We start from the raw sequence: 25278 nt of genomic DNA, 5'->3' as shown, positions 1-25278 counted from the left end.
CCGATGGGTCCCGGACTCCCGGTCAGTCCCAGACCCGAGGTGGGTGCGCGAGCCCCGGTGGGTCCCAGCCCCTGGATGGGGGTTTGGTGTCGGGGAAGAGTGGGGGTGGGGCATGGGTCAGTCCGAGAGGCCGTGGAGGAAGGCGCGGGTCAGGGCCGCGGTCTGGGTGAGCCTGGTCTCCAAGGGGACATAGCCGAACGCGGCGGGCGCCGAGCTGGGGCCGAACCCGGGGTAGTCCGGCGCGATCGGGTGGAACTCGTCCTGCAGTTCGCCGATCAACTCCTGGTGGGCGATGGACGAGGTCGGGAACCCGTGGAGCAGGACGAGGGTGGGCGCGGACGGGTCGCCCGCCTCGCGGTAGAAGACGTCGAGCCCGTCGATGCCGACGGTGCGGTAGCGGATGGTCACAACAAAACCCCTTAACCATCTACAAGCAATTAGACGGTTAAGTGATAACATGGTCTTCAGCAACCGGTCAAACTGATTTCAGGGGTTAAGCAGCGTGAGACTCCGTCCGCTGAGAACCGAACCCGTGGGGCTGGACCTGGTCGACACCGTGTGGATCGACAACGACACGCTGGTCGACCAGTTCGACGACCCCGACGGCGTGCGGGCCTGGCTGGCGGATCATGATCTGCCGGGCGGCGACGACCTGGAGCGGGTCCGCGACCGGCTGGTCCAGACCCGTGACGCGATGCGCGCGCTGCTGGAACGGGGCGAGGACGCGCCGCTCAACGCGGTGCTGGCGCGGGGCGCCCGCCGTCCCCAGGTGAACGGCATGGAGCCGTACGAGGTCGTCGTGCTGGACGACCCGGCCTGGCACGCGGCCTGGGTGGCGGCGGCCGATCTGGTGCGGGTGCTCGGCGAGCGCCCGGAACGGGTGCGCAAGTGCGCCAACCCGCGCTGTGTGCTCTGGTTCTGCGACGTGAGCAAGAACGGCGGCCGCCGCTGGTGCTCGATGGAGGTGTGCGGCAACCGGGCCAAGGTGGGCCGGTTCCACCAGCGGCAGCGCGCCCGCTCCTAGGAGACCGTCAGGACGATCTTGCCGGCGCCGTGGCGGGTCTCGATCTCGCGGTGTGCGTCGGCCGCGCGGTCCAGCGGGTACGTGCGACGTACCGGGAACTTCAGCCTGCCCTCGGCGTACAGGGCGGCGTAGCGGGCCAGGCGGTCGGCGCGGCGGGTGCCCCGGGTGATTTGAACGCCCAGCTCGGCCGCCCTGTCGTGCTCCACCAATGTGAGGATGCGGTCGCGGTCCTTGACCAGTTCCAGTGAGACCTCCAGGGCCTCGCCGCCCGCGCCGTCGAGCGCGGCGTCCACGCCGCCGGGCGCGAGGGCGCGCACCCGGTCCGCCAGGCCTTCGCCGTAGGCGACCGGGATGGCGCCGAGGTCGCGGAGGTAGGGGTGGTTCACCTCGCGGGCGGTGCCGATCACGGTGACGCCGCGCATCCGGGCGACCTGGACGGCCACCGTGCCGACCGCGCCCGCGGCGGCGTGCACCAGCAGCGTGTCGCCCTCGCCCACGGCCAGCGCGTCGAGGGCCGGCTCGGCCGTCTGAGCCCCCGCTGTCAGACCGCCGGCCACCTCCCACGGCATCGAGGCGGGTTTCCCCGTCACGTCACCGGCGGGGACCACGACGTACTCGGCGTAGCACTTCAGCAGCGAGAACCCGAGCACCTCGGCCCCCGCCGAAACCCCGGTCACGCCCTCCCCACCTGGTCCACCACCCCGGCGAACTCGTTGCCGGGGATGCGCGGCAGGCCGCCGGTCAATCCCTGCGGGACCCAGCCGGCCCGCACCGCGGCGTCGAACGGCTGCACCCCGGCGGTTCTCACCCGTACCCGGACCTGGCCGGGACCCGCCTGCGGGGCCGGCAGTTCCGTCACCCGCAGCACCTCGGGACCGCCGGGTTCGGCGAAGGCGGCGGCCCGCATCATCTCGTCGTTCATGCGGGCCAGCCTGGGTCCTCAAGCTCGGTTGAGGTCAAGCGAGGTAACCGGATGGAACTTATGTCTAACTATCCGGGAACTTTTCGCTTTACTTGTTCTTTATCTGTATATAGTCCGAGCTTGACGAGCACCGGGGGACGGGGCGCCGGGTATTGAGTGAGTTCTTGCGGGTCGCGCTGAGCTTCCCGACTGCCGTTTTCAGCTTCCTTCTGATCGTGGTCGTCGGGTACTGGGTCGTGGTGATCACCGGCCTTTTCGATCTGGAAGGCGACGCGCCGTGGCTCGGGTTCGGCGGGGTGCCGGCCGGAATCACGATCTCTCTGTTCATCGCCCTGGCGTGGCTGCTCACCCTGGCCGGCAGCGTGTTCGCCGCCGGTCCCCTGCTGTGGGCCGTGCCGGTGATCGCGCTCGGCGCGGCCTGGTTCGCCACCCGGGTGCTGATCGCCCCGCTGCGGAAGCTCCTGCCGGACGGACCGCAGCCTTCACGTGGGGATTTCGTCGGCCGGCGGTGCGTCGTCCGCACCGGGCAGGCGACCCCCGACTTCGGCCAGGCCGAGGTCACCGCCGCGGACGGGTCCACCGCCGTCGTCCAGGTCAGGACGACCGGCCAGGACCGGCTGAACCGCGGCCAGACAGCCCTGATCTTCGAGTACGACGCAGACGGCGAGTTCTTCTGGGTCATGCCTTACGAAAGTGAGCACTGAATGGATGTGATCTCCACCGGGTTCGGCGTCTTCGTCGTCGTCGTCCTTGTGATCGTCATCGGTCTGCTGATTCTGCTCAGCCGGCTGTTCCGCAAGGTCGAACAGGGCAAGGCGCTGATCATTTCGAAGGTCAACAAAGTCGACGTGACCTTCACCGGCGCGGTGGTGCTCCCTGTCGTGCACAGGGCGGAGACCATGGACATCTCGGTGAAGACCATCGAGATCGAACGGACCGGCCGCGAGGGGCTGATCTGCCGGGACAACATCCGGGCCGACATCAAGATCACATTCTTCGTACGGGTGAACAAGACGGCGGAAGACGTCATCAAGGTCGCCCAGGCCATCGGCACCGAGCGGGCCAGCGACGAGGTGACCCTCCAGGAGCTGTTCAACGCCAAGTTCTCCGAGGCGCTCAAGACCGCCGGCAAGCAGCTCGACTTCGTCGACCTCTACACCAAGCGCGACGAGTTCCGCGACGAGATCATCCGGCTCATCGGCACCGACCTCAACGGCTACAGCCTTGAGGACGCGGCCATCGACTACCTGGAGCAGACCGCGCTGCACCAGCTCGACAAGAGCAACATCCTCGACGCGCAGGGCATCCGCAAGATCACCGAGCTGACGGCTCTTGAGCACGTGCGGACCAACGAGTTCCAGCGCACCGAGGAGAAGGAGATCACCCGCCAGAACGTGGAGGCCCGCGAGGCCATCCTCGAACTGGAGCGCCGCCAGGCCGACGCCGAGATCAAGCAGAAGCGCGAGATCGAGACGATGAAGGCGCGCGAGGAGGCGGAGACCTTCCGCGTCCAGGCGGAGGAGCGGCTGCGCGCCCAGAGCGCCGCCATCAAGACCGACGAGCAGCTCGGCGTGCAGCAGGAGAACCGGGCCCGCGAGGTCGCCGTCGCGGAGAAGAACCGCGAGCGCGTGATCGCCATCGAGTCGGAGCGCATCGAGAAGGACCGCCTGCTGGAGGTCATCGCCCGCGAGCGGGAGACCGAGCTGTCGCGGATCGCGAAGGACAAGGAGGTCGAGACCGAGAAGCGGTCGATCGCCGAGGTCATCCGCGAGCGCATCGCCGTCGACAAGACGGTGGCCGAGCAGGAGGAGTCCATCAAGCGGCTGCGCGTGGTCGAGGAGGCCGAGCGGACCCGCCAGTCCGTCATCATCGCCGCCGAGGCCGAGGCGCAGGAGAACCTGGTCAAGGACATCAAGGCCGCCGAGGCCGCCGAGGCCGCGTCGAAGCACAAGGCCCGCGAGGAGCTGGTGCTGGCCGAGGCCAGGCAGCAGGCGGCCGAGCTGGACGCCCGTGCCAAGATCCGGCTGGCCGAGGGCCTGCAGGCCGAGGCGGCGGCCAACGGCCTGGCCGAGGTCCAGGTCAAGGAGCGCGACGCGGAGGCGATCGAGAAGGTCGGCCGCGCCGAGGCGCTGGTGCTGAACGAGCGGCTGCAGGCCGAGGCCGCGGGCGCCAGGGCGATGGCGCTGGTCGAGGGCGAGAAGCTCAAGGCGCAGGCCGAGGGCGAGCAGGCGATGGCGCTGGCGAACGCCGCCGCGGTGGGCGAGAAGCTCAAGGCCGAGGCGGAGGGCCTCACCGAGAAGGCCGCCGCGATGGCCGCGCTGGACGAGGCCAGCCGGGCGCACGAGGAGTACCGCCTGCGCCTGGAGGCCGACACCGAGGTGCGGCTCAAGCAGATCGACGTCACCCGTCAGGTGGCCGAGTCCCAGGCCGAGGTGCTGGCGGCGGGTCTGTCCAGCGCCAGCATCGACATCGTGGGCGGCGACACCATGTTCTTCGACAAGGTGGTCGGCTCGATCTCCGCGGCCAAGTCGGTCGACGGCTTCATGAACCACTCCGAGGTCGCGGGGGCGCTCGCGGCTCCGTACCTGAACGGCAACGCCAGCCTGATCGAGGACCTCAAGGGCGTGGTCGGCGCGGTCAGCAGCGAGGACCTGAAGAACCTGACCGTGTCGGCGCTGCTCATGCGGCTCATCCAGCAGGGCGGGCCGGAGTCGGGGCCGCTCGGCGAGCTGCTGGACACGGCCCGCCGCCTGGGCGTGGCCGACCAGCCGGTGGCCGCCCTGGCCGCGGCGAAGGCCTGACGCGTGACGGAGCAGGTCGACCTGGAGGCCGGCACCTACGAAGTGCTGCGGAACCGGCTCGGCGCCCAGGCCAGGGCGCTGGCCGGGGCCGCCGAGGCGGTCAACGCGGCCCGGCTGGAGGTGTTCGGCGGGGCGGAGCTGCGGCTGCTGGGCACCGAGCGGATCCGTACCGAGAACAACTGCGTGCCCAGGGACATCGTGTCCCTGGGCGGGGTGATGCTGTTCGGCTACAACGTCTTCATCGGGCTCCGGCCGGAGACGTCGGTGTCGGACGTGTTCGCGGTGCACCGCTTCGCCCGGGAGGGCGACGGGTTCCGGTTCGAGCAGGGCAAGCTGGAGGCGCTGGACGATCCGGCGTTCCGCAAGGACTTCGCCGAGCTCTACCGCTATTACAAGGAGACCCGGCTGAAGACGCTGCGGCGGGTCGAGGGCAAGCTGCTGGCGGTGTTCAGTACCGGGCCGGGTGACGTCCGAGTGCTGCGCTGGGCGGTCAGCCCCACCGGAGTCACGAAATATCTGGACAACAGGGGGGAGCGTGACCACGTCTTCCCTCCGTCCCACGACTTCGAGTGGACGCCGACCACCCGCGACGACCACGTCCTCGGCCGCCACCCGCACATCTCCATCGAGGACGAGGTCTTCGTCGAGACCATCGGCGGCAACCTCACCATCAAGATCGAGAACAACACGGAGACCGGCGAGGGCATCTACAGCGAGCCAGTCGACGAGCCGCTGCAGAGCCTGGCCGACGCCGACGTCGAGCACGCCCGCGTCGGCCCGCTCATCCTCATGCGGATCCGGCCGTACAAGGAGGACGCCTGGCGTCACCTGGTCTTCAACACCCGCACCAAGGACGTGACCAGGCTGGACGGCATCGGCCAGGCGTGCCAGCGGCTGCCCGAGGACCAGGGCCTGATCTTCCCCGGCGGCTACTACCTGACCACCGGCGTCAGCAAGACGTTCGACACGGACGTGACGGACCTGGAGTTCGAGCGGGTCGTGCGCGCCCCCAACGGCGAGGACGCGCTCTACGTCTTCCACGCCCGGGGCGACGGCCGCTCGCTGCTGCTCCCGTACAACGTGATCAGGAAGGAGGTGGCCAACCCGATCGTCTGCCACGGCTACTCGCTGTTCGACGACGGCACGATGGTGATCTTCCGGGCCACCTCCGACGAGCCGACCCGGGTCCACCCGATGCAGGTGTGGCAGACCCCGTACGTCTCCGACACGTACGCGGCCGCGCAGCCCGCCGGCACCGGCCCGCTGGAGCGGATCGGCAACGCCGAGCTGGTCCGGGGCATCTCCGACTGCCTGTCGGTCACCCGCATGGTGGAGGAGATGGCGCCGTCGGCGGCCACGTTCGAGGCGCTGATCGCCGCCTGCACGCGCGCCTTCGACAGCTACCACTGGCTGGGCGAGCACGGCCTGAGCGACCCGCTCGCCGCCGTGCGCGCCACCGCCGAGCAGGTGCTGGACGAGTACGAGCACGTCGAGCAGCTCACCGCCCAGGCCGCCGCCACGCTCGCCGAGGCCGACGCGGAGGTCACCCGGCTCGTCCGGCGGGCCCAGGCCGACGAGCCGGACGGCGCCGACGGATGGGTGAGCCTGCTGGCCACGCTCCGCCGGGCCCAGGGCCACCTGATGACCCTGCGCGAGGTCCGCTACATCGACCTGGACCGGCTGGACGAGCTGGCCGACGCCCTGACCTGCGAGCTGGACGAGGCGGGCAAGCGAGCGGTGGCGTTCCTGGAGGACGCCGAGGCGTTCACCGGCTACCACGCGGCCGTCGAGGCGCTGGCCGCCGAGGCCGCCGCGATCACGACCGCCGCCGAGGCCGAGCCCGTCGCCGACCGGCTCGCCGAGCAGGCCGAGGGCCTGGAAGTGGTGACCGAGGTGGTCGGCTCGCTCGACATCGCCGACGCCACCGTGCGGACCGCGATCCTGGGCCACATCGCCGAGGTGCTCGGCGGGGTGAACCGGGCGCGGGCGGTGCTCGACGGCCGCCGCCGCGAGCTGCTGAGCAGCGAGGGCCGGGCCGCGTTCGCCGCCGAGTTCGCGCTGCTCGGCCAGGCCGTCACCGGCGCGCTGGCGATGGCCGACACCCCCGCCCGGTGCGACGAGCAGCTCGGCCGGCTGATGCTGCAGATCGAGAACCTGGAGTCGCGCTTCGGCGAGATCGACGACTTCGCCGAACAGCTGGCCGGCAAGCGCGACGACGTGTACGAGGCGTTCTCGTCCCGCAAACAGAGCCAGCTCGACGCGCTCGCCCGCCACGCCGACCGGCTCTTCGCCTCCGCCGACCGCATCCTGGCCGGCGTCACCCGCCGGATCGGCACGCTCGGCTCCCCTGACGAGATCAACACGTACTTCGCCACCGACCCGATGGTGGCCAAGCTCCGCGCGGTCGCGGCCGAGCTGCGCGAGCTCGGCGACTCCGTACGGGCCGAGGAACTGGACGGGCGGGTCAAGGCGGCGCAGCAGGAGGCCGGGCGGGCGCTGCGCGACCGGCTCGACCTGTTCGCCGACGGCGGCGAGACGATCAGGCTGGGCCGCCACCGGTTCGCGGTGAACACGCAGCCCATCGACCTCACGCTGGTGCCCCATGACGGCGCGATGCAGCTCGCCATCACCGGCACCGACTTCCGCTCCCCCGTGCCGGCCTCGTTCGCCGACACCCGGCCCTACTGGGACCAGCTCCTGGTCTCCGAGACGGCCGAGGTCTACCGGGCCGAGTACCTCGCGGCCTCGCTGCTCGACCGGGCCGCGCCCGGCGACGACCTGGCCGAGCTGGTGCGGCAGGCCGCCGGGACCCGCTACGACGAGGGCTACGAGCGGGGCGTGCACGACCACGACGCCGCCGCGATCCTCGACGTGCTGGTCCGGCTCCGCGACGGCGCCGGGCTGCTCCGCTACCTGCCCGAGGCGCGGGCGGCGGCGCAGCTCTTCTGGGCGCACGGCGTCGACGAGGTTTCACGTAAAACATTGGCCACCAGGGCCGCGTCGCTGGTGCGGGCCCGCGAGGTCTTCGGGCCGGGACCGGCGCTCGCCGCGCTCGCCGCCGAGCTGGGCGCGCTCATCGCCGCCTTCCTGGCCACGGTCGGGCTGCCGGACACCGACGCCGCGCTCGCGGGCGAGTACCTGGTGGAGGAGCTGGCCGGTCAGCCCGCCGGATTCGTCACCGCCAAGGCGGCGCGGGAGCTGCTGGACGGCTTCCACGACACGCTCGGGCCGGCCAGGTCGCGCGAGTTCGCCGCCGACCTCAAGGCCGTCGCCCTGCCGGAGCGGGTGCAGCTCGCCCGCGCCTGGCTCGGCTCGTACGCGCGAGGCCCCGAGCTGGACGAGGCCGTGGCCGTACAGCTCTGCGAGGACCTCGGCAGGTACGACTCCAGCGCCGCGGTGACCGCGACCGTGGAGGGCCTGCTGGGCATGCATCCGCGGATCTCCGACCGGAAGCTGGAGATCCGGCTGGACGAGCTGCTGGCCAGGACCCGGCGCTTCGCGGCCGAGCGGATCCCGGGCTTCCGCGCGTACCAGAAGCGGCGCACCGAGCTGGTCGCCGCCGAGCGGGAGCGGCTGCGGCTGGAGGAGTACAAGCCCAAGGTGATGAGCGCGTTCGTGCGCAACCGGCTGCTGGACGAGGTGTACCTGCCGCTGATCGGCGACAACCTGGCCAAGCAGCTCGGCGCGTCGGGCGAGGGCAAGCGGACCGACCAGATGGGGCTGCTGCTGCTCATCTCGCCGCCCGGCTACGGCAAGACGACGCTGATGGAGTACGTGGCCAGCCGGCTCGGGCTGCTGCTCGTCAAGGTGAACGGGCCCGCGCTGGGGCACGACGTGACCTCGCTGGACCCGGCCGAGGCGCCCAACGCCACTGCCAGGCAGGAGGTGGAGAAGATCTCGTTCGCGCTGGAGTCGGGCAACAACACGCTGCTGTATCTGGACGACATCCAGCACACCTCGCCGGAGTTGCTGCAGAAGTTCATCTCGCTCTGTGACGCGCAGCGGCGCATCGAGGGTGTCTGGAACGGCCGTACCCGGACGTACGACCTGCGCGGCAAGCGGTTCGCCGTCTGCATGGCGGGCAACCCGTACACCGAGTCGGGGCAGCGGTTCCGGATCCCGGACATGCTCGCCAACCGGGCCGACGTGTGGAACCTGGGCGACGTGCTGTCGGGCCGCGACGAGCTGTTCGCGCTCAGCTACATCGACAACGCGCTCACCTCCAACCCGGTGCTCGCGCCGCTCTCGGCCCGGGACCGGTCGGACGTGGAGCTGCTGGTGCGGCTGGCCAAGGGCGACGCGACGGTCCAGCCGGACCAGCTGAAGCACCCGTACACCGGCACCGAGCTGGACCAGATCCTCAGCGTGCTGCGGAAGCTGGTGCGGGTGCAGGAGGTGGTGCTGGCCAACAACCGGGCCTACATCGCCTCCGCGGCCCAGGCCGACGCCTCGCGCACCGAGCCGCCGTACCGGCTGCAGGGCTCGTACCGGAACATGAACAAGCTGGCCGAGCGGATCGTCCCGGCGATGAACGACGACGAGCTGGAAGCGCTCATCGACGACCACTACCTGGGCGAGGCGCAGACGCTCACCGCGGACGCGGAGGCGAACCTGCTCAAGCTGGCGGAGCTGCGCGGCCGCCTCACCCCGGAGCAGGCGGCCCGCTGGGCCGAGATCAAGGCCGCCTACCTGCGGGAGAAGGCGCTGGGCGGCGACGCGGACGACCCGATGGGGCGGGCGGTCGGCGCGCTGGGCCTGCTCGCGGACCAGGTGCGGGACGTGGGCTCGGCGATCAGGGATCGCTGACGGCTTCCTGCCGGGTCAGGGCGGCGGTGGCGTCGCGCTGAATCGCCGTGGCCCGGTTCAGGAAGTCGAGGATGACCTCCAGTTGCTCGTCGGTGTAGCGCTCGTACAGGGCTTCCAGGCCGGTCACCATGGGCGCGAACAGCTCGTCGAAGCCGGCCAGCCGCTCCCAGTCGATCTCCACGATGACGCGGCGGCGGTCCTTGGGGTGACGGGCCCGCCGTGCCAGCCCTTTGGCCTCCAGCCGGTCGATCAGGTTGCTGACGGTGGCGGGGGCCAGGCCGGTGTGCCTGCCGATCTCCCCCGCCGTCAGCGGGCCGAGGCGTTGCAGCAGGTCGATGGTCTTCTCCTCGCTGGGGCCGAGGCCCATCCGCTCGCCCATGGCCGTGTGGTACATGACGGCGGCGTTGCTGTTCTCCCGCCCGGCCGTGGTCAGCGCGGCGAGCAATTTCTTTCGATGCTCCGAAATATCTCTGGACACGCGTCCCGTCCCCGCATATATTTCGTTCGGTCGAACGAAAGGTTATCACGATGAAGGCTCTCATCACAGGGGGCGGGATCGGCGGCCCCGCCGTCGCCGTCGCGCTGCGCGAGGTGGGCATCGACGCCGAGATCTACGAGGCGTACGGTGCCGGAGCCGAGGGCATTGGAGCGTTCCTCAACGTCGCCTCCAACGGGATGGCCGCGCTCCGCGTGCTCGGGCTCCACCAGGAGGTGGCGCGGGCAGGCATCCCCACCCCCGACATGGTCATGTGGAACGGCGCCGGCAAGCGCCTGGGCCGGGTGCCCAACGGGATGGCGCTGGACGACGGCACGGTGAGCCACACGATCCTGCGCTCCGACCTCTACCGGATCCTGCGGGACGCGGCCGCCGTTCCGATCTCGTACGGGAAACGCATGGTCTCCTTCGACGACAGCGGCTCCCAGGTCGTCGCGCGGTTCGAGGACGGCACGAGCGCGGCGGGCGACGTGCTGATCGCGGCCGACGGCGTGCACTCGCGCGCCCGGCGGCTGCTCGGCGGGCCCGAGGCCCGGTATGTGGGCCTGTACAACTGCGGCGGGATCGTCAAGGACCCGGACATCACCGGAGAACCCGGTGTTTATCACATGGTGTTCGGCAAGCGGGCGTTCTTCGGCTACACGGTGACCGGCGACGGCGAGACGTGGTGGTTCGCGAACCTGCCGCGCGGCCTCGGCGACGAGCCGGCGGACTGGCGGCCGGTGCTGGCAGAGGCGTTCGCGGACGACGCCGGGATCGCCGCCGGGCTGGTCCGGCACGCCGAACTGGGCCGGGTACTGCCTATCCACGACCTGCCGCCGGTGCCCACGTGGCACCGCGGCAGGGTGGTGCTCATCGGCGACGCCGCGCACGCCACCTCGCCCAGCTCGGGGCAGGGCGCGTCGCTGGCGCTGGAGGACGCCGTGGTGCTCGCTCGCTGCCTGCGCGACGTCCCCTCCCATCGGGAGGCGTTCCGCCGGTACGAGAGCGAACGGCGCGAACGGGCCGAGCGGGTGGTCGCCTACGCCAGGAGGATCAGCGACAGCAAGGCCGCCGGGCCGGTCGGCCGGATCGTCCGGGACGCGCTGCTGCCGATCATCCTCAGGCGTCAGGCGAGCCGGGAGTCACTGGCCTGGATGTACCGCCACGAGGTCAGCCTGTGACACCGCTGCCGACACCGCCTCCGGGCTCGCCGGGAGCAGCGGGAGGCGCACGCCGGGGGTCGGGATGAGGCCGCGGGCGTGCAGCACGCCCTTGATCACGGTCGGGTTGGGCTCGGCGAACAGCGCGGCCGACAGCCGGGCCAGCCGGTGTCCCAGCGCCCTGGCCCGGGGCACGTCGCCCTCCCGCCAGGCCGTGACCAGCTCCGCGAAGGCGTCCGTGGCCAGGTGCGCGGAGGCCAGGATGCCGCCGGACGCGCCCAGGGCCAGCAGCGGCGAGATGTACGGGTCGTCCCCGGCGAGCACGTCGAACCCGCCCGTCACCCTCACCCCCGCCGGACGCCTGCTCGTCGAGCACGCCCAGGCCGTGCTCGAACAGCTCGAACGCGCCTCCGCCGCGCTCGCCGCCGTCCGCGGCGGCCCCTACGGCCCGCTCCGCGTCGGCGCGTTCCCCTCCGCCGCCCGCGTCCTGCTGCCGCCCGCGCTCACCCGGCTCGCCGCCGCCCACCCCGGACTCGTGCCGATGATCTCCGAGATCGACCCCGCCGACGTCTCCGCCGCCCTGCGCGCCGGGGAACTCGACGTGGCGCTCGTGCACGAGTACGACTTCGTGCCGCCGGTCACCGACGACTCCCTGGAGACCGAGCCGCTCTTCGCCGAGACCATGTACCTCACCGACCGGGCCGGGATCGCGGAGGCCTCCGGCGACCCGTGGATCGCCGCCACGCCCGGCACCCTCTGCCACACGATGACGATCCGGGCCTGCCAGGCGGCCGGGTTCGAACCCGACGTGCGGCACCACATCGACGACTTCGACACCGTGCTGGCGTTCGCGGCGGCCGGGCAGGGCGTGGCGCTGGTGCCCCGGCTCGCCGCCCGCACCCCGCCGCCCGGGGTGCGGCTCACGCCGCTGCCGATAGAGCGGCGTACGCTGGCGGCCTTCAGGCGGGGGTGCGGGGAGCATCCAGCTGTTCGGGCGGCCATCGCCGCCTTCCACCAGGCCATCAACGCCTGAGTACGGCCGGCGCGATCCCGTACAGCACACGCTCTTCGCGATGCGATGACGACCTCCAGCGCCCAACTGTGTCAGAGCCCAGCGGGTGGGTAGCTGCACTCGACGCGCGCGCGAGCAGTCAGGCGAGGCGACATGCAGAAAACAGACCCCTTTCCCTTCGAACTCTCCGTCACCGTCAGCGAACGGAACCCGGCGGCCATCGAAGCGGCGGCCTACCCACTGGCGGAACGGTTCTTCGGCGCGGACGCCGAAGTCCACGTGGTCAGCGCCAAAGTCCACCCGGACCCGGACCACGTCGGCCACTTCACCGCCACCATCGTCTTCCGCCAAGTAACCACCTGAGAAGCCCCTCCCCGCAGGAACAGCGCTTACCCCCTCACTCACGGCACTCCGCTACTTCCGGTGCTCCGCTACAGCGCCGGCCGTGGGCGGTAGTCGGCGCCACCGCTTCGCTACTTCCGGCGCTCCGCGCAAACACAGCGCTCCGCGCAAAGGGCTCGCCCATACAGGCGCTTCGCGCACACGCAAGCTCGGCGCGCTCCCCGGGCCTCCGGCCCTCCTATGTGCGAGGGCAAGCCCTCGCGCTCCCGCTTCGCCGCACTGTTGAGCAGGGAAGATAGGGCCCACGAAACGCAGGAACATCGGCAGAACGCCCACCAACCCACCAGCAGACCACCCACGCCCCCATCGGCAGAACGCCCACGGAGATATCGGCAGATCGCCCACGAAGGTGTCGGCAGAACGACCACGGACCTATCGGCAGAACGACCACGTAACCGCTCTGAGCTGCACCGATGTATAACGACAACCATGATCTCACCTCAGCGACCTGGAGTCGTGACAGACTGAGAGACGTTCGGCCTGCGCAAGTCCCTCTTAATGATTGAGGAGGCAGCAAATCAATGGAGCCGGAAAATTTTACCGCTAAAGATCTCGCCGGAGCTGTGTGGAAGAAGAGCTCCCGTAGCGGCGGAAACGGCGGGAATTGCGTCGAGGTAACCACCGACTTCCCCGGCTTCATCGCCGTCCGGGACAGCAAAAACCCCCACGGCCCAGCACTTATCTTCACCCCAGGCGAGTGGCGAGCCTTCCTCAGCGGCGTCAAGCTCGGCGAGTTCGACGAATAGTCCCACTACCGGACTGCCCGGCGGGCCATACAAGTTCTCCGGACCTCATAAAAGCACTATCCAGCGGACGGCCTGCCGCCCCATAGTGCGCCTGCCTGTCGGGCCAACGAGCGGCGAAGCGGGAGCGCGAGGGCTTGCCCTCGCACAAAGAGGGCCGGAGGCCCGGGAAGCACGCCGAGCTTTCGAGTGGCGCGGAGCGCCTGGACGAGCGAGCCCTTTGTCCAAGCCCTGGACGTTCCGCATAGGAGCGTGGAACCCGGATGGCGACCGGTTGCTACAGCTCGGGTGACCGTGGATCCAGGCCCGCGCCCCGTACAGAATCTCCCGACATATCCGGATGCGGACCCAGCGATACCCCGGCCAGAATCGTCCGCATGACAGCGAAGATCACCCGAATCAACCCCGACGACCTCCACGAAACGGCCGGCTACCACCACATCACCATCGTCGAAGCCGGACGAACCGCGTACCTAGCAGGCCAGTGCCCCCTCGACCCCACCGGCGCCCTCGTCGGCCCCGGAGACCTCGACGCCCAGATCGACCAGGTCGCGGCCAACGCCCTCGCCGCCCTCACCGCCGTCGGCGCCCGCCCCGAGCACGTCGTCCGTTCCGTCATCTATGTGGTCAGCGACGAGAACCCGATGCTGACATCCGCCTGGGATCGCCTCAACAAGTCGGTCATCGCCCCGGCGTTCACCACAGCGAGCACCCTCCTGGGCGTCGCCCGGCTCGGCTACACCGGCCAGCTCATCGAGGTGGACCTGACGGCGGCGCTCCCCGACTGATCGGGCTTGCGATTCCCAAAATGATGTGCACGAAGAGTAATGACTTCGGTACGGTGCCATGACGTGCGGCCCTTGTGGCGCCGCCGGATATCAGGTTGATCCACTTCGTGACGTTACGGTTGAGCAGGGTCCACCGCAGGAGGAGGGAGCGCCCTATGTACTCGACAGCGCTGGCCGCAGCGCTCTCCGGCGCCTCGGTGGGCCAGCTGCGACACTGGCGGCGCCGGCCACCGGTGTTCTCACCGGAGTATTCGACCCCTCACAAGGTCCTGTACTCCTACAGGGACGTGGTCGCGCTCCGGTCGATCGTCTATCTGCGCGAGAACGACGTGACGTCGCTGCAGAGCATCCGCAAGTCGATCAAGAACTTGCGGGCTTTGGGCAAGAGCGAACACCTGTCGGAGTACAAACTGGTGCGGAGTGGAAGCACCATCATCCTCGTGGACGGCGCCGAAGCCATCGACCTGCTGCGCCGGCCGGGCAACACCATGCTGGCTCGCATGGTGGACGTCTTCGGCGAGTTCGACGGGCGGGTGGGGCGCGTCCTGCCCTTTCAGCAGCCGGTGCCGGGCGTGGTCGTCGACCCCGAGATCCGCGCCGGCTTTCCCGTGGTCGAGGGCACCCGGGTCGGCTATGACCAGGTGGCGGGGCTCATGGCCGACGACGTTCCGGCCGAGGACATCGCACGCTTCTTCCCCTCGGTCAACGCCGAAGGCGCCCGCGCCGCCCAGCGGTTCGCGACCTACGTCAGCCAGTACGCCGTCTCCGGGTCGAGCGACCGAGTCGCTTGATGAGGATTCTCCTCGACGAGAACGTCCCCGAACCACTGTCCGAACCGCTGACGTGGCTCCTGCGCGGACACCCGATGTCGCACGTCAACAAACAGTGGAAGAGCATCAAGGACCAGCAGCTCTACGAGAAGGCGAAGCGGCACGGCTACGACATCGTCATCTCCAACGACAGCCGGCAACTGTACGACTGGGAGATCTGCAGAGCGATCCAGCGGTCCAGCAGGCACGTGGTGTTCGTGGAGACCAGCAACGGCGGCCTGCGCTCCCTGTCCTCCGCTGCGGGCGCGCTGATTCACTGCATTCGTGACATCGTCGCCGAGTTGGAGAAGGCGGAGACACAGCGCATCGTCATCGTGCCGATGCTGCACGGCGAGCCCCGATTCAAGCCGTACGATCCACGTAAGGAAGCCCCTTCTCCGATGTGGCCCCGAAAGCAGCACGGCGACCACAAGCCAAGCCGCACAACCCGTTGAGCGCTCTCATGAAGAGAACCGCCTGTTCAGGATGATTCCTGCAAACCGGCCGCCGACAACGGCGCGGCGATGTCTTCGAGGCCGCGCCGTTCCGCCTTCACCCCGAAGATCAACTCGACGATCCCGCCGAGGATCATCAGGGTGGCGCCGATGGTGAAGGCGAGAGCCGTGTCGCCCGGCACCCCGCTCGACACCAGGCTGGCGAAGATCAATGGCCCGGCGATGCCGCCCGCCGCCGTGCCGATGGCGAAGAAGAAGGCGATGGCCATCGCCCGCGTCTCCATGGGGAAGATCTCGCTGACCGTCAAGTACGCGGAGGCGGCCCCCGCCGACGCCACGAACAGCACCACGGACCAGCAGGCGGTCAGGGTGACGGCGTTGAGCATGCCCTGGTTGAAGAGCCAGGCGGTGCCGAGCAGCAGCACGCCGGACCCGATGTAGGTGCCCGCGATCATCGGAACTCGCCCGACCGTGTCGAAGAGGGGCCCGAGGATCAGCGGGCCGAGGAAGTTGCCGACGGCGATGACGGCGAAGTAGTAGCCGGTGTGGGTGTCGATCTGGAAGAACGTCGAGAGGATCTGCGCGTACCCGAAGGTGATCGCGTTGTAGAGGAACGCCTGCCCGATGAAGAGGGAGAGCCCGAGCACGGTCCTGGTCGGGTAGAGGGCGACCATGGTGTGCGCGATGCGGACGAACCCGATGGATTTGCGGGTGTGGATCGTCATGGCCTGCCCAGCCGCGGGCAGCGGGCGGCCGGTTTCGCGTTCGACCTCGTTCTCGACGCCGCGGACGATGGTCTCCGCCTCGTCGCCGCGCCCGCGGATGAAGAGCCAGCGCGGGCTCTCCGGTACGTGCCGGCGGACGAGCAGGATGGCGAGCCCGAGGACGACGCCGAGCCCGAAGGCGACGCGCCAGCCGATGTTGACGGGCAGGTCGTTGAGCAGCGGCACGGTGAGCAGGGCGCCTCCGGCGGCGCCGAGCCAGTAGCTGCCGTTGATGAGGATGTCGATGCGGCCGCGGTGCTTGCTGGGGATGAGTTCGTCGATGGCGGAGTTGATGGCCGCGTATTCGCCGCCGATGCCGAACCCGGTCAGAAACCGGAACAGGAAGAACCACCACACGCTGAACGAGAACGCGGTGGCGAGGGTGGCCGCCAGGTAGACGACCAGGGTGATGATGAAGAGTTTCTTCCTGCCGTACCGGTCGGTCAGCCAGCCGAAGAAGAGCGCGCCGGAGCAGGCTCCGGCGACGTAGAGGGCGGCGGCGAGGCCGGCGACCTGTTCCTGGGTGATGTCGAGGCCGCTGCCGGGTTTGGCGAGCTGGGCCGAGAGGTTGCCGACGATGGTGACTTCGAGCCCGTCGAGGACCCAGACGGTGCCGAGACCGATGACGATCATCCAGTGCCAGCGTGACCAGGGCAGCCGGTCCAGGCGGGCCGGCACGCGGGTGGTGATGGTGCCGGTCTCGACGTCGCTCATGAGCACATCGGGTTTCCCCGCGGCCGGCGCTCAAACCTTGTGGACTTCCACCATGCGGGTCCGGCCCCACGGCCCGCCGTGCCAGTAGCGCCAGCCCAGTTCGCGGCCGTGGACGTCGCGGGCGCCGAGCTTACGGAGTACGGCTTCGTACGCGTGGGTGTGTTCGACGTCGGCGATGAGCAGCAGCCCGCCGGGGCGCAGGACCCGGAACGCCTCGCTCAGCGCCTGTTCGCGTTCGCGGGCGCCGCGGAGGCGGTGCAGGGCGAGCGCGGACACGACGACGTCGAACCGTTCGTCGTCGAAGGGCAGTTCGGTCAGGTCGGCGCTGACCAGGTCGACGCGGTCGGAGACGCCTTCGGCTTCGGCGTTGGCCCTGGTGGCGGCGTCGGTGCCGCGCCAGCGGTCCACTCCGGTGGCCCGCCCGGTGGTCAGCCGGGCGGCGGCGAGGAGGAGGACGGCGCCGCGCCCGCAGCCGAGGTCGAGCACGTCCTCGCCGCCTTCGAGCCGGTCCAGTTCGGCCCGCCAGACGGCGAACCGGCCGCGCCGGGTGGTGTAGAGGTGGCTGGCCACGCTGGCGAGCGTGTAGACGGCGCCGGCGAGGAAGGCGACGCCCGCGGCGAGGATCTCGTTGGCGAAGGCGACCGCGGCCAGCGCGAGCAGCAGGATGGTCCCGAGGATGAGACCGGTCAGCGCCCACGGCGCGTCCCACTCGTACTTTCCGCGTCGATCGCCCACATAGACGTTATAACGCACACGATCTCTTGACTTCATGTTGAAAGAGTCGAACCCCCAGGTGAGGGCAATCGACCGCGCCGCTGATTAGCGTTGGTGGGATCTGCGTACTCCGGGGGGTTTGACCAGGGATGACAGACAGGAAACGCAGCTTCGGACTCGGCGCCAGCCTCGGGCTGACGCTGGGGTCCGCCCTGTTGTGGGGAGTCGCCCATTTGGCGACTTATCGGCATCGGACCGCGTTCGTCCTTATGGGTGCGCAGATCGTGCTGATCGGCGCGATCCTCACCGTGGTGACCGCGTTCAGCACGCAGTTGCTGTCGCTGGCCGTGCAGCCAGGATGGATGACGGTGCTGGCGCTGATCCTGGCCGCCGTGGCGATCGCCTGGACGACCGTGATCATCTGGTCGTACATGCTGGTCCGGCCCGCCGCCTCCGGCGTGCCGGGCCGCGCGCTGTCCGCGGCTCTGACCGTCGCGCTCTGCGCGCTGGTGCTGGCTCCGACGGCGTACGCGGCGCGGCTGGCGTACGTGTCGCGCGACCTGGTCCAGCACCTGTTCGCCGGGAACTACGGCCCGGTCCTGGCCGAGGACCCGTGGAGCGGCGCCCAGCGGGTGAACTTCCTGCTCATCGGGGCCGACTCGGCGCCGAACCGGCCCGGGGTGCGCACCGACAGCATGACCGTGGCCAGCGTGGACACCGCCACCGGCGCCACCACGCTGCTCGGCCTGCCGCGCAACCTGGAGGAGGTGCCGCTGCCGCCCGGCCCGGCCCGCGACCGGTTCCCGTACGGCTTCACCGGCGACGGCACCATCAGCAGCCCCGGCCTGCTCAACGAGGTCTTCCAGTACGCGGAGAACCACCCGGAGGTGGTGCCGGGCGTGCCGGACGGCCAGCGCGGCCCGACGCTGCTGAAGGAGACGGTCAGCGGCGTGCTCGGCATCCCGGTCCGCTACTACGCGATGGTCGACATGGCGGGCTTCGCCGCGATGATCGACGCCGTGGGCGGCGTGCGGATCACCGTCACGGAGCCGATCGTGTACGGGAAGTACCGCGAGGGCCTGCTGCCCGCGGGCACCCGGGTGCTGAGCGGCGAGGAGGCGCTCTGGTACGGCCGGTCCCGCACCGACAGCGACGACTACGTGCGCATGGGCCGCCAGAAGTGCCTCATCAACGCGGTGGCCAGGCAGGCGGACCCGGTCACGCTGCTCAACAGCTTCGAGCAGCTGGCCTCGGCCACCAAGCGGGCCATCTCCACCGACGTCCCGGCGGACCTGCTCCCGGCCCTGGTGGAGCTGGCGGAGAAGGTGCGCGGCAGCCGCATCAAGAGCCTGAACTTCGTCCCGCCCCTGATCAACACCGCGGCTCCGGACTGGCGGTTCATCAGGCGCAAGACCGCGGAGGCGCTCTCCCCGGCGCAGCGCAAGCCACCGCCCGCGGCGGCCTCCGCCGCGACGCCGGCCGCGCCCACGGTGGACCCGGTGACCCTGGACAAGACCTGCGGCTAACCGGGTGACACCGCCGGCGCCTCGCGGCGGATGTGCATGCGCAGCCGGGAGTTCTCGACGGCCACCTCGTCGCAGATCCTGCGGATGATCCAGAGCCCGTAGCCGCGCGAGGCCGCGGGCGGCGGGTCGGCGCCGTACCGGTAGAGGTGGCCCGCAGTCAGCGTCCCGGCCGTGTCGGCCACGTCGATCCAGATGCCCCGGTCGTCGGCGCGGGCGCTCAGCGTCCCGGCCCCGCCGCCGTGTTCGAGCACGTTGTCGGCCGCCTCGTTGACGGCGATCACCAGATCGTCGAGCCGTTCGCCGGTCACCCCCGCGGCGGCGGCGAAGGAGCGGACGCGGTCGCGCAGCAGGCCGAGGTCGGCGGTGATGGGGCAGCGCAGCGCTGTCTCCTCGCCCATGATCATCTCCCGGCACGGTTCCCGGCCCGGCTGCGTGCTTCCCGCTTCCCGGCGGGTGCATACCTCAGACCACAGCGGAAGCTACACGCTCCGCCCCGGGATTACCCCCCAATGCCGGAGAACGCGGTCGTATCGACACATTCCAGAGACCCGACACGGGGTCGCCGATTGCCCCGTCCCACCGGCCTCTCCTGTGGCATGATGGTCACGCCAGATGGAAATGGTTTTCATAATCGTACTCAGAAGGGACAAAACGTGAGAGTGGCGTTCGTCGGCAAAGGCGGCAGCGGGAAGACCACGATGTCGGCGCTGTTCGCGAGATACGTGGCGAGCCGCGGCGCCCCGGTGGTCGCCGTCGACGCCGACATCAACCAGCACCTGGCGCTGGTGCTCGGCGTGGACCGCCCGCCCGAGCCGCTGGGCGCGCACCTCACCGAGATCAAGGACCTGCTGCGCGGCGACAACCCGCGCATCCCCTCCGCCGACGTCATGGTCAAGACCACCCCGCCCGGCCGCGGCTCGCGCCTGCTGCGCTTCCGCGACCTCGCCGCCTACGAGCACGGGGTCACCACCGCCGAGGGCATCCGGCTCATGGCCACCGGCCCGTTCGAGGAGGACGACCTCGGCGTCGCCTGCTACCACTCCAAGGTCGGCGCGGTCGAGCTGCTGCTCAACCACCTGGTCGACGGCCCCGGCGAGTACGTCGTGGTCGACATGACCGCCGGTTCCGACTCGTTCGCCTCCGGGCTGTTCACCCGCTTCGACCTGACCTTCCTGGTCGCCGAGCCGACCCGCCAGGGCGTCGGCGTCTACAAGCAGTACCGCGACTACGCCGCCGACTACGGCGTGGCCCTGGCCGTCGTCGGCAACAAGGTGCACGGCCCGTCCGACGTCGAGTTCCTGCGCGAGCACGTCGGCTCCGGCCTGCTCACCTGGATGGAGCACTCCGCGGCGGTGCGGGCCATGGAGCAGGGCCGCCCGTTCGCCCTCGACGACCTGGAGCCGGCCAACTCCGACGCGCTCACCGTGCTGCTCAAGCACCTCGACGAGCAGGAGAAGGACTGGGAGCGGTTCGGCAGGCAGACGGCCGAGTTCCACCTGCGCAACGCCCAGGCGTGGGCCAACGCCAAGACCGGCGCCGACCTGGCCGCGCAGATCGACCCCGAGTTCGTCTACGGGCCCTGACCACACGACTGTCGCCCTCGGGCCATCTGGAGCGTTTCCGGATGTCCACCTAGCGTCAACAAGGCGATGTCCTTCCTGAAAGGAGACAGCATGTCGCTGACCGTTCCGAACGATCTGCTCGACCGGGCCCAGGCGGGCGACGTCGACGACGCGGCCTTCGTGGCCTGCGTGCGCGACTCCCTGCCCTACGCCTGGTCGGTGATCAGCGAGCTGGTCGAAGAGCGAGACAAGACGGGAGCCGAGTTCGCCGACAACCAGGTGCCGCCACCTGACGAGAAAGCCCGCGGGGAGCTCCTGCGGTGCCTGGCCAGCGACGCCATGCGCGGCGCGCTGGAGCGCCACTTCGGCGTCCGCCTCGCCTTCCAGAACTGCCATCGGGTGGCCGTGTTCGCGCCGTCCGCCGGTGAGGCGCTGCGCGAGTTCGTCACGCCACGCGCGCAGATCCTCAACCAGAAGCCGGAGCTCGTCGACTGCTAGCTCCGCTCACGGCCACCCGTCGCGCCTGAGGGCGGGTGGCCCCGGAGGCGGGGCAGCACCTCCGCGCCGAGCCTCCGCACGTTCTCCAGCACCCGCTCCGGGTCCCCGGCGCCCTCCACCATGAGCAGGAACCGCTCCACCCCCGTCGCCGCCGCCGTGCGGGTCAGCCGCTCGACGCACAGGTCGGGCGAGCCGACCGGATGGATACGGGTGAGCAGGTCCACGTACGCGGCCACGTCCCGAGGGGGCCGCGCCCGGCCGTCCACCGGCACGTAACCGGCCAGCCCCGGCTCCAGCCAGGCGGGCATGGCCCGTTTCAGCTCCCCGGCCGCCTCCGCCGTGCTGTCGGCCACGTGCGCCACCGCCGCCGCCACATGCCCCGGGTCCGCTCCCCCGGCGCGCTCCGCGTAGCCGCGGACCATCCCGGCCTTCTCCTCGTCGCCGACGTGCAGCCCGAGCAGCATGGGCAGTCCCCGGTCGGCCGCGAGCGCGGCGGTCCCCGGCGAGGTGCAGGCGACGACGGGCCGCATCCGGGCGGCGGGCACCACGGTCACCTCGCGGAAGGCGAAGAACTCGCCGCCGGCCTTGACCGGCCCGCCGGACAGCGCGGCGACGAGCAGGTCCAGCGACTCGGGGAAGCCGCGCTCGAACCGCGCCAGGCCGGTGCCGAACACCTCCAGGTCCACCCACGGCCCGCCCCTGCCGACGCCCAGCGTGAACCGGCCGCCCGACAGGTGGTGGAGCATCGCCGCCTGCTCGGCCAGCGCGATCGGGTGCTGGGTGGACAGCACGCTCACCGCCGTGCCGAGCCCGATGCGGGAGGTCCGGCCGGCCGCCACCGCGGCGAGCGTGGTGGGCGACGGGCAGACGCCGTAGGACATGAAGTGGTGCTCGGCGATCCACGCCTCGTCGAAGCCCGCCTGCTCGGCCGCCACGATCAGGTCCACCGTGTCGGTCAGGACGCGGCCCGGTTCCCGCCCGGGGAAGCCGGCCGCGATGAGGAAGATGCCGATGCGCACCCCTCCGATGATGTCAGCCGAAGAGGCTGACCTGACCCTCTCCCACGGCGGGATCCCGGTGTCGTCTCAGATGCCGCCACTGCGGCAGGTCGTCGAGGTAGGACCAGGAGAGCCGGTGGTGCGCTGTCGGCCCGAGCCGGGCCAGCGCCTCCTGGTGGAGCGGCGACGGGTAGCCGGCGTTCTCCGCGAACCCGTACTCCTCGCACCCCAGCCCCGCCATGTGGGCGTCCCTGCGCACCTTGGCCAGCACCGACGCGGCGGCCACCGACACACTGGCCGCGTCGCCCCGGACCTCCAGCCGCACCCGCCAGGGCGGGCCGATGTAGTCGTGCTTGCCGTCCAGGATCACCGCGTCGGGCCGCACCGGCAGCGCCTCCAGGGCCCGCCGGGCGGCCCGGCGCAGCGCCTCGGTCATGCCCAGCTCGTCGATCTCCCGGTGGGACGCCTCGCCGAAGCCGACGCCCGCCGCCCACGACCGGAGCTCGGCCGACACCGCCTCGCGCTTGGCGGCGGTGAGCTTCTTGGAGTCGGTCAGCCCGGACGGCGGCGGCTCCGCGCCCGCGACCACGGCGCACACGGTGACCGGGCCCGCCCAGGCGCCCCGGCCCACCTCGTCGACGCCCGCGACCGTGCGGATGCTCGGCTGGGACAGCAGCAGGTGCTCGATCTCGTACGAGGGCGGCATGGCCCCAGACGTTACCGCGCGGCGAGCCGTACGGAGGGGTGGTCCGCGGCGATGAGCCGGGCGGCGACGTGCATCGCGCGGAGCGTCACCGAGACCGACGGCCGGTTCACGCTGGAGGCGCGGGCCACGGCCAGCACCTCGCGGCCGACCGGATTGCCGGGGAAGTGGCGCACCGCGATCCCGCGGACCCCGGCGGCCAGCGCCAGCGCGGGCACGGCCGCGATGCCGATGCCCTTGGCCACCAGCGACAGGATCGTGCCCAGGCCCTCGAACTCCCACGGGACCGGTTTGGTGCCGCCCACGTCTATCAGCAGCCGGTCGACGGCCAGCCGGGACGGTTCGCCGTCGGGGGTGGCCATCCACGGCTCGTCCCGGAGTTCTTCCAGGTTGAGCGGCACCTCCGGGTCGGCGAGCGGGTGCTTGCGCGGCACCACGAGCACGAGCGGGTCGGACAGCAGCGGGAAGACGCGCAGGTTGTCGCTCTCGGAGGCGCGGCCGTACCAGTCGTCGACGAGCGCGATGTCGACCTCGCCCGACTGGACTTCTCTCATGCCCCTTCCGGAACGGCTCTGCCGCAGGCGGAGCGTGAGTTCGGTGTGGCGGCGGAGCGAACGGGCGAGCGCCGGGGCGAATGCCACCGCCGCTGTGGGGAAGGCGGTGACGACGACTCGCCCGGCGGGGCTCCCCGCGTGGGCCGACAGGTCCGATTCCGCCTCTTCGACCAGGGAAAGGATGCGTTCCGCGTGGGAGACGAGCCGCCGTCCGGCGTCGGTGAGTTCGGCGCTTCTGGCCGTCCGGTCGATGAGGGCGACCCCGGCCTCGCGCTCCAGCGCGGCCAGTTGCTGGGAGACCGCCGACGGACTGTAACCGAGAGACTCGGCGGTCGCGGCGATACTCCCCCGACGTGCGAATTCGCAGATCAACACCAATCGCCGCAAATCGAGCATCAGACTTCCTTACGCCTACCCACAACAAGCCTCGCTTGTGCTGATGCCTTCATCCAACCACTCTGGGAACGTGACAAACATGGCTGTGAATCTCTCCGCAACGCTCGCTGCGAACGAAGACATCGAGCGAAGACGCCGCGCCGGGCAGCACGTGGTGAACCTGGCCTTCGGTGAGGCCGGTCTCCCCGTCCACCCGGCGCTGCGCGAGAAGCTGGTCGCCGCGTCAGGACGCAACGGCTACGGGCCGGTCGCGGGGGCGGCCGAGCTCCGCGACGCGGCGGCGGGCTACTGGACACGACGGAGGCTCATCACCGAACCCGCACAGGTCGTCTGCGGACCCGGCAGCAAGTCGCTGCTCTACGGGCTGCTGCTGGCGATCGGCGGCGACGTCGTGCTGACGAAGCCCAGTTGGGTCAGTTACGCCGCGCAGGCCGATCTGGTCGGCTCCAGCCCGATCCTGGTCCCCCCGCCCCCCGGCGAGGGCGGCACGCCCGACCCCGAGCTGGTCGCCGAGGCCGTGCTGGCCGCGCGCGCACTGGGCCGGACCGTGAAGTCCGTGCTCGTGACGCTGCCCGACAACCCGACGGGGCTGCTCGCGCCCGAGCGGACTCTCCGCCGCCTGGTGGAGGTCGCCCGCGAGCTGGACCTCTACATCATCTCCGACGAGATCTACCGCGACCTGCTCCACGACCCCGGCCTGTCGTACACCTCCCCGGCCGACCTGGCGCCGGAGCGCGCGCTGCTCACCACCGGGCTCAGCAAGAGCCTGGCGCTGGGCGGCTGGCGGATCGGCGTGGCCAGGCTGCCCGACGGGGCCGACGACCTGCGCCGCAGGCTGCTCGCCGTGGCCAGCGAGATCTGGTCCGCACCGGCCGCACCGGTGCAGGAGGCCGCCGCGTACGCCTTCACCGACCCGCCCGAGCTGACCGAGCGCATCGCGATGAGCCGGCGCCTGCACGGGACGCTGGCGAACGCGGTCCGCGACCGGTTCCTGGCGATCGGCGCGTCCGTGCCGGCCCCGCACGGTGGTTTCTACCTCTACCCCGACCTGGGTCACCTGGGGCTCGGCGGCGCGGCGGAGGTCACCCGGCTGCTGCTCGAAAGGCACGGCATCGGCGTGCTGCCCGGCCACGCGTTCGGCGACGATCCCGCCGCCGCCCGCGTCCGCGTCGCGGTCAGTCTCTTGTACGGGGACACCAACGAGGAGCGGACGGCCGCGCTGAACAGCACCGACCCGCTCTCGCTGCCGTGGGTCAAGGCCAGCCTCGACCATGTGGCCCTCGGCCTGGCCGAGCTGGCGGTGAGCTTCCCCGAGCCCAGCCACGCCCTGGCCATCTGATCCTCCAGACCCCGAGACGTACGAAGGCCCCGCCCTGTCCCCCCAGGGCGGGGTCTTCGGCGTCTCGGCGGTGTCCCGGATGTGGCCGCCCCCGCGTGCCACGTCCCGGC

General features: G+C 70.7%; 26 protein-coding genes. 15 read left to right on the top strand and 11 right to left on the bottom strand.

Annotation, left to right across the window (positions count from 1 at the left end; genetic code table 11):
* Nucleotides 1–117: 117 nt before the first annotated feature.
* On the bottom strand, nt 118–408 hold the full coding sequence (locus AB0J42_RS13835) for an alpha/beta fold hydrolase (RefSeq protein ID WP_364293064.1): 291 nt from the start codon (nt 406–408) through the stop codon (nt 118–120).
* A gap of 94 nt (nt 409–502) precedes the next feature.
* On the opposite strand from AB0J42_RS13835, the gene AB0J42_RS13830 reads away from it, so the two are divergent.
* A complete protein-coding gene (locus AB0J42_RS13830) occupies nt 503–1024 on the top strand; it encodes a CGNR zinc finger domain-containing protein (RefSeq protein WP_364293061.1) in 522 nt (173 codons plus the stop codon).
* Here the strand turns inward: AB0J42_RS13830 and AB0J42_RS13825 are convergent.
* Nucleotides 1021–1701 (bottom strand): zinc-binding dehydrogenase, encoded by a 681-nt coding sequence (locus AB0J42_RS13825; RefSeq protein ID WP_364293058.1) that lies wholly within the window; start codon nt 1699–1701, stop codon nt 1021–1023. The genes AB0J42_RS13830 and AB0J42_RS13825 overlap by 4 nt on opposite strands.
* Nucleotides 1698–1946: an alcohol dehydrogenase catalytic domain-containing protein gene (locus tag AB0J42_RS13820; RefSeq protein ID WP_364293055.1), complete on the bottom strand. Its 249-nt coding sequence runs from the start codon at nt 1944–1946 to the stop codon at nt 1698–1700. Before AB0J42_RS13820 ends, AB0J42_RS13825 begins: the two co-directional genes overlap by 4 nt.
* 215 nt (nt 1947–2161) lie before the next feature.
* Between AB0J42_RS13820 and AB0J42_RS13815 the strand changes: the two genes are divergently transcribed.
* Genes AB0J42_RS13815 through AB0J42_RS13805 form a run of 3 tightly spaced genes read left to right on the top strand, consistent with a single transcriptional unit; the run spans nt 2162 to nt 9553 of the window.
* The gene (locus AB0J42_RS13815; RefSeq protein ID WP_364293052.1) at nt 2162–2650 is read left to right on the top strand and encodes a hypothetical protein; all 489 of its coding nucleotides are present in this window, start codon (nt 2162–2164) and stop codon (nt 2648–2650) included.
* Nucleotides 2651–4747, top strand: coding sequence for a flotillin family protein (locus AB0J42_RS13810; RefSeq protein WP_364293050.1), 2097 nt, complete (start codon nt 2651–2653; stop codon nt 4745–4747).
* A 3-nt stretch (nt 4748–4750) separates the two neighbouring features.
* A complete protein-coding gene (locus tag AB0J42_RS13805) occupies nt 4751–9553 on the top strand; it encodes a DNA repair ATPase (protein ID WP_364293047.1) in 4803 nt (1600 codons plus the stop codon).
* Here the strand turns inward: AB0J42_RS13805 and AB0J42_RS13800 are convergent.
* Nucleotides 9540–9998 (bottom strand): MarR family transcriptional regulator, encoded by a 459-nt coding sequence (locus tag AB0J42_RS13800; RefSeq protein ID WP_364293044.1) that lies wholly within the window; start codon nt 9996–9998, stop codon nt 9540–9542. The genes AB0J42_RS13805 and AB0J42_RS13800 overlap by 14 nt on opposite strands.
* A gap of 83 nt (nt 9999–10081) precedes the next feature.
* Between AB0J42_RS13800 and AB0J42_RS13795 the strand changes: the two genes are divergently transcribed.
* Nucleotides 10082–11212 carry an FAD-dependent monooxygenase gene (locus AB0J42_RS13795; protein WP_364293041.1) on the top strand — a complete coding sequence of 377 codons (1131 nt, stop codon included), beginning with the start codon at nt 10082–10084 and terminating at the stop codon, nt 11210–11212.
* Here the strand turns inward: AB0J42_RS13795 and AB0J42_RS13790 are convergent.
* Nucleotides 11174–11533 carry a dihydrodipicolinate synthase family protein gene (locus AB0J42_RS13790; protein WP_364293038.1) on the bottom strand — a complete coding sequence of 120 codons (360 nt, stop codon included), beginning with the start codon at nt 11531–11533 and terminating at the stop codon, nt 11174–11176. The two genes, AB0J42_RS13795 and AB0J42_RS13790, sit on opposite strands and share 39 nt — an antisense overlap.
* Here AB0J42_RS13790 and AB0J42_RS13785 point away from each other — a divergent pair.
* The 6 genes from AB0J42_RS13785 (at nt 11490) to AB0J42_RS13760 (ending at nt 15400) form a co-directional block, all read left to right on the top strand.
* Nucleotides 11490–12224 carry a LysR substrate-binding domain-containing protein gene (locus AB0J42_RS13785; protein ID WP_364293035.1) on the top strand — a complete coding sequence of 245 codons (735 nt, stop codon included), beginning with the start codon at nt 11490–11492 and terminating at the stop codon, nt 12222–12224. The two genes, AB0J42_RS13790 and AB0J42_RS13785, sit on opposite strands and share 44 nt — an antisense overlap.
* Nucleotides 12225–12356: 132 nt before the next feature.
* The gene (locus tag AB0J42_RS13780) at nt 12357–12566 is read left to right on the top strand and encodes a hypothetical protein (RefSeq protein ID WP_364293032.1); all 210 of its coding nucleotides are present in this window, start codon (nt 12357–12359) and stop codon (nt 12564–12566) included.
* A 560-nt stretch (nt 12567–13126) separates the two neighbouring features.
* The gene (locus AB0J42_RS13775) at nt 13127–13351 is read left to right on the top strand and encodes a DUF397 domain-containing protein (RefSeq protein WP_364293029.1); all 225 of its coding nucleotides are present in this window, start codon (nt 13127–13129) and stop codon (nt 13349–13351) included.
* A gap of 374 nt (nt 13352–13725) precedes the next feature.
* Entirely contained in the window at nt 13726–14136 is a 411-nt protein-coding gene (locus AB0J42_RS13770) for a RidA family protein (protein ID WP_364293026.1), read from the top strand.
* 155 nt (nt 14137–14291) lie between these two features.
* Entirely contained in the window at nt 14292–14927 is a 636-nt protein-coding gene (locus AB0J42_RS13765) for a DUF433 domain-containing protein (protein WP_364293023.1), read from the top strand.
* Nucleotides 14927–15400 (top strand): DUF5615 family PIN-like protein, encoded by a 474-nt coding sequence (locus AB0J42_RS13760; protein WP_364293020.1) that lies wholly within the window; start codon nt 14927–14929, stop codon nt 15398–15400. The genes AB0J42_RS13765 and AB0J42_RS13760 overlap by 1 nt, the downstream gene beginning before the upstream one ends.
* Nucleotides 15401–15426: 26 nt before the next feature.
* Here AB0J42_RS13760 and AB0J42_RS13755 read toward each other — a convergent pair whose 3' ends face one another.
* Both AB0J42_RS13755 and AB0J42_RS13750 read right to left on the bottom strand, forming a co-directional pair.
* On the bottom strand, nt 15427–16878 hold the full coding sequence (locus tag AB0J42_RS13755) for an MFS transporter (protein ID WP_364293017.1): 1452 nt from the start codon (nt 16876–16878) through the stop codon (nt 15427–15429).
* Nucleotides 16879–16908: 30 nt separating this feature from the next.
* Complete coding sequence (locus AB0J42_RS13750; protein WP_364293014.1) at nt 16909–17613, bottom strand: class I SAM-dependent methyltransferase; 705 nt, start codon at nt 17611–17613, stop codon at nt 16909–16911.
* Between the two features lie 248 nt (nt 17614–17861).
* Here AB0J42_RS13750 and AB0J42_RS13745 point away from each other — a divergent pair, with 248 nt between their 5' ends.
* Complete coding sequence (locus AB0J42_RS13745; protein ID WP_364293011.1) at nt 17862–19118, top strand: LCP family protein; 1257 nt, start codon at nt 17862–17864, stop codon at nt 19116–19118.
* Here AB0J42_RS13745 and AB0J42_RS13740 read toward each other — a convergent pair.
* Nucleotides 19115–19516 carry an ATP-binding protein gene (locus tag AB0J42_RS13740; RefSeq protein WP_364293008.1) on the bottom strand — a complete coding sequence of 134 codons (402 nt, stop codon included), beginning with the start codon at nt 19514–19516 and terminating at the stop codon, nt 19115–19117. The two genes, AB0J42_RS13745 and AB0J42_RS13740, sit on opposite strands and share 4 nt — an antisense overlap.
* Nucleotides 19517–19771: 255 nt before the next feature.
* Between AB0J42_RS13740 and AB0J42_RS13735 the strand changes: the two genes are divergently transcribed.
* The gene (locus AB0J42_RS13735) at nt 19772–20701 is read left to right on the top strand and encodes an ATP-binding protein (protein WP_364293005.1); all 930 of its coding nucleotides are present in this window, start codon (nt 19772–19774) and stop codon (nt 20699–20701) included.
* Between the two features lie 90 nt (nt 20702–20791).
* Entirely contained in the window at nt 20792–21178 is a 387-nt protein-coding gene (locus tag AB0J42_RS13730; protein WP_364293002.1) for an SCO5389 family protein, read from the top strand.
* Here AB0J42_RS13730 and AB0J42_RS13725 read toward each other — a convergent pair.
* The 3 genes from AB0J42_RS13725 to AB0J42_RS13715 are packed head-to-tail and all read right to left on the bottom strand — an operon-like array spanning nt 21175 to nt 23829.
* Nucleotides 21175–22197: an LLM class flavin-dependent oxidoreductase gene (locus AB0J42_RS13725; protein ID WP_364292995.1), complete on the bottom strand. Its 1023-nt coding sequence runs from the start codon at nt 22195–22197 to the stop codon at nt 21175–21177. The genes AB0J42_RS13730 and AB0J42_RS13725 overlap by 4 nt on opposite strands.
* A 13-nt stretch (nt 22198–22210) precedes the next feature.
* Nucleotides 22211–22882 carry a ribonuclease HII gene (locus AB0J42_RS13720; protein WP_364292992.1) on the bottom strand — a complete coding sequence of 224 codons (672 nt, stop codon included), beginning with the start codon at nt 22880–22882 and terminating at the stop codon, nt 22211–22213.
* Nucleotides 22883–22893: 11 nt separating this feature from the next.
* Nucleotides 22894–23829, bottom strand: coding sequence for a LysR family transcriptional regulator (locus AB0J42_RS13715; protein WP_364292989.1), 936 nt, complete (start codon nt 23827–23829; stop codon nt 22894–22896).
* 79 nt (nt 23830–23908) lie between these two features.
* Here AB0J42_RS13715 and AB0J42_RS13710 point away from each other — a divergent pair, with 79 nt between their 5' ends.
* Nucleotides 23909–25168, top strand: coding sequence for a pyridoxal phosphate-dependent aminotransferase (locus tag AB0J42_RS13710; protein WP_364292986.1), 1260 nt, complete (start codon nt 23909–23911; stop codon nt 25166–25168).
* Nucleotides 25169–25278 lie beyond the last annotated feature (110 nt).

Origin of the sequence: Nonomuraea sp. NPDC049649, from assembly GCF_040675175.1 — a bacterium.
Lineage (GTDB): Bacteria > Actinomycetota > Actinomycetes > Streptosporangiales > Streptosporangiaceae > Nonomuraea.
Note: the sequence above shows the minus strand (reverse complement) of the source record. Positions and strands in the feature narration are given on the sequence as shown.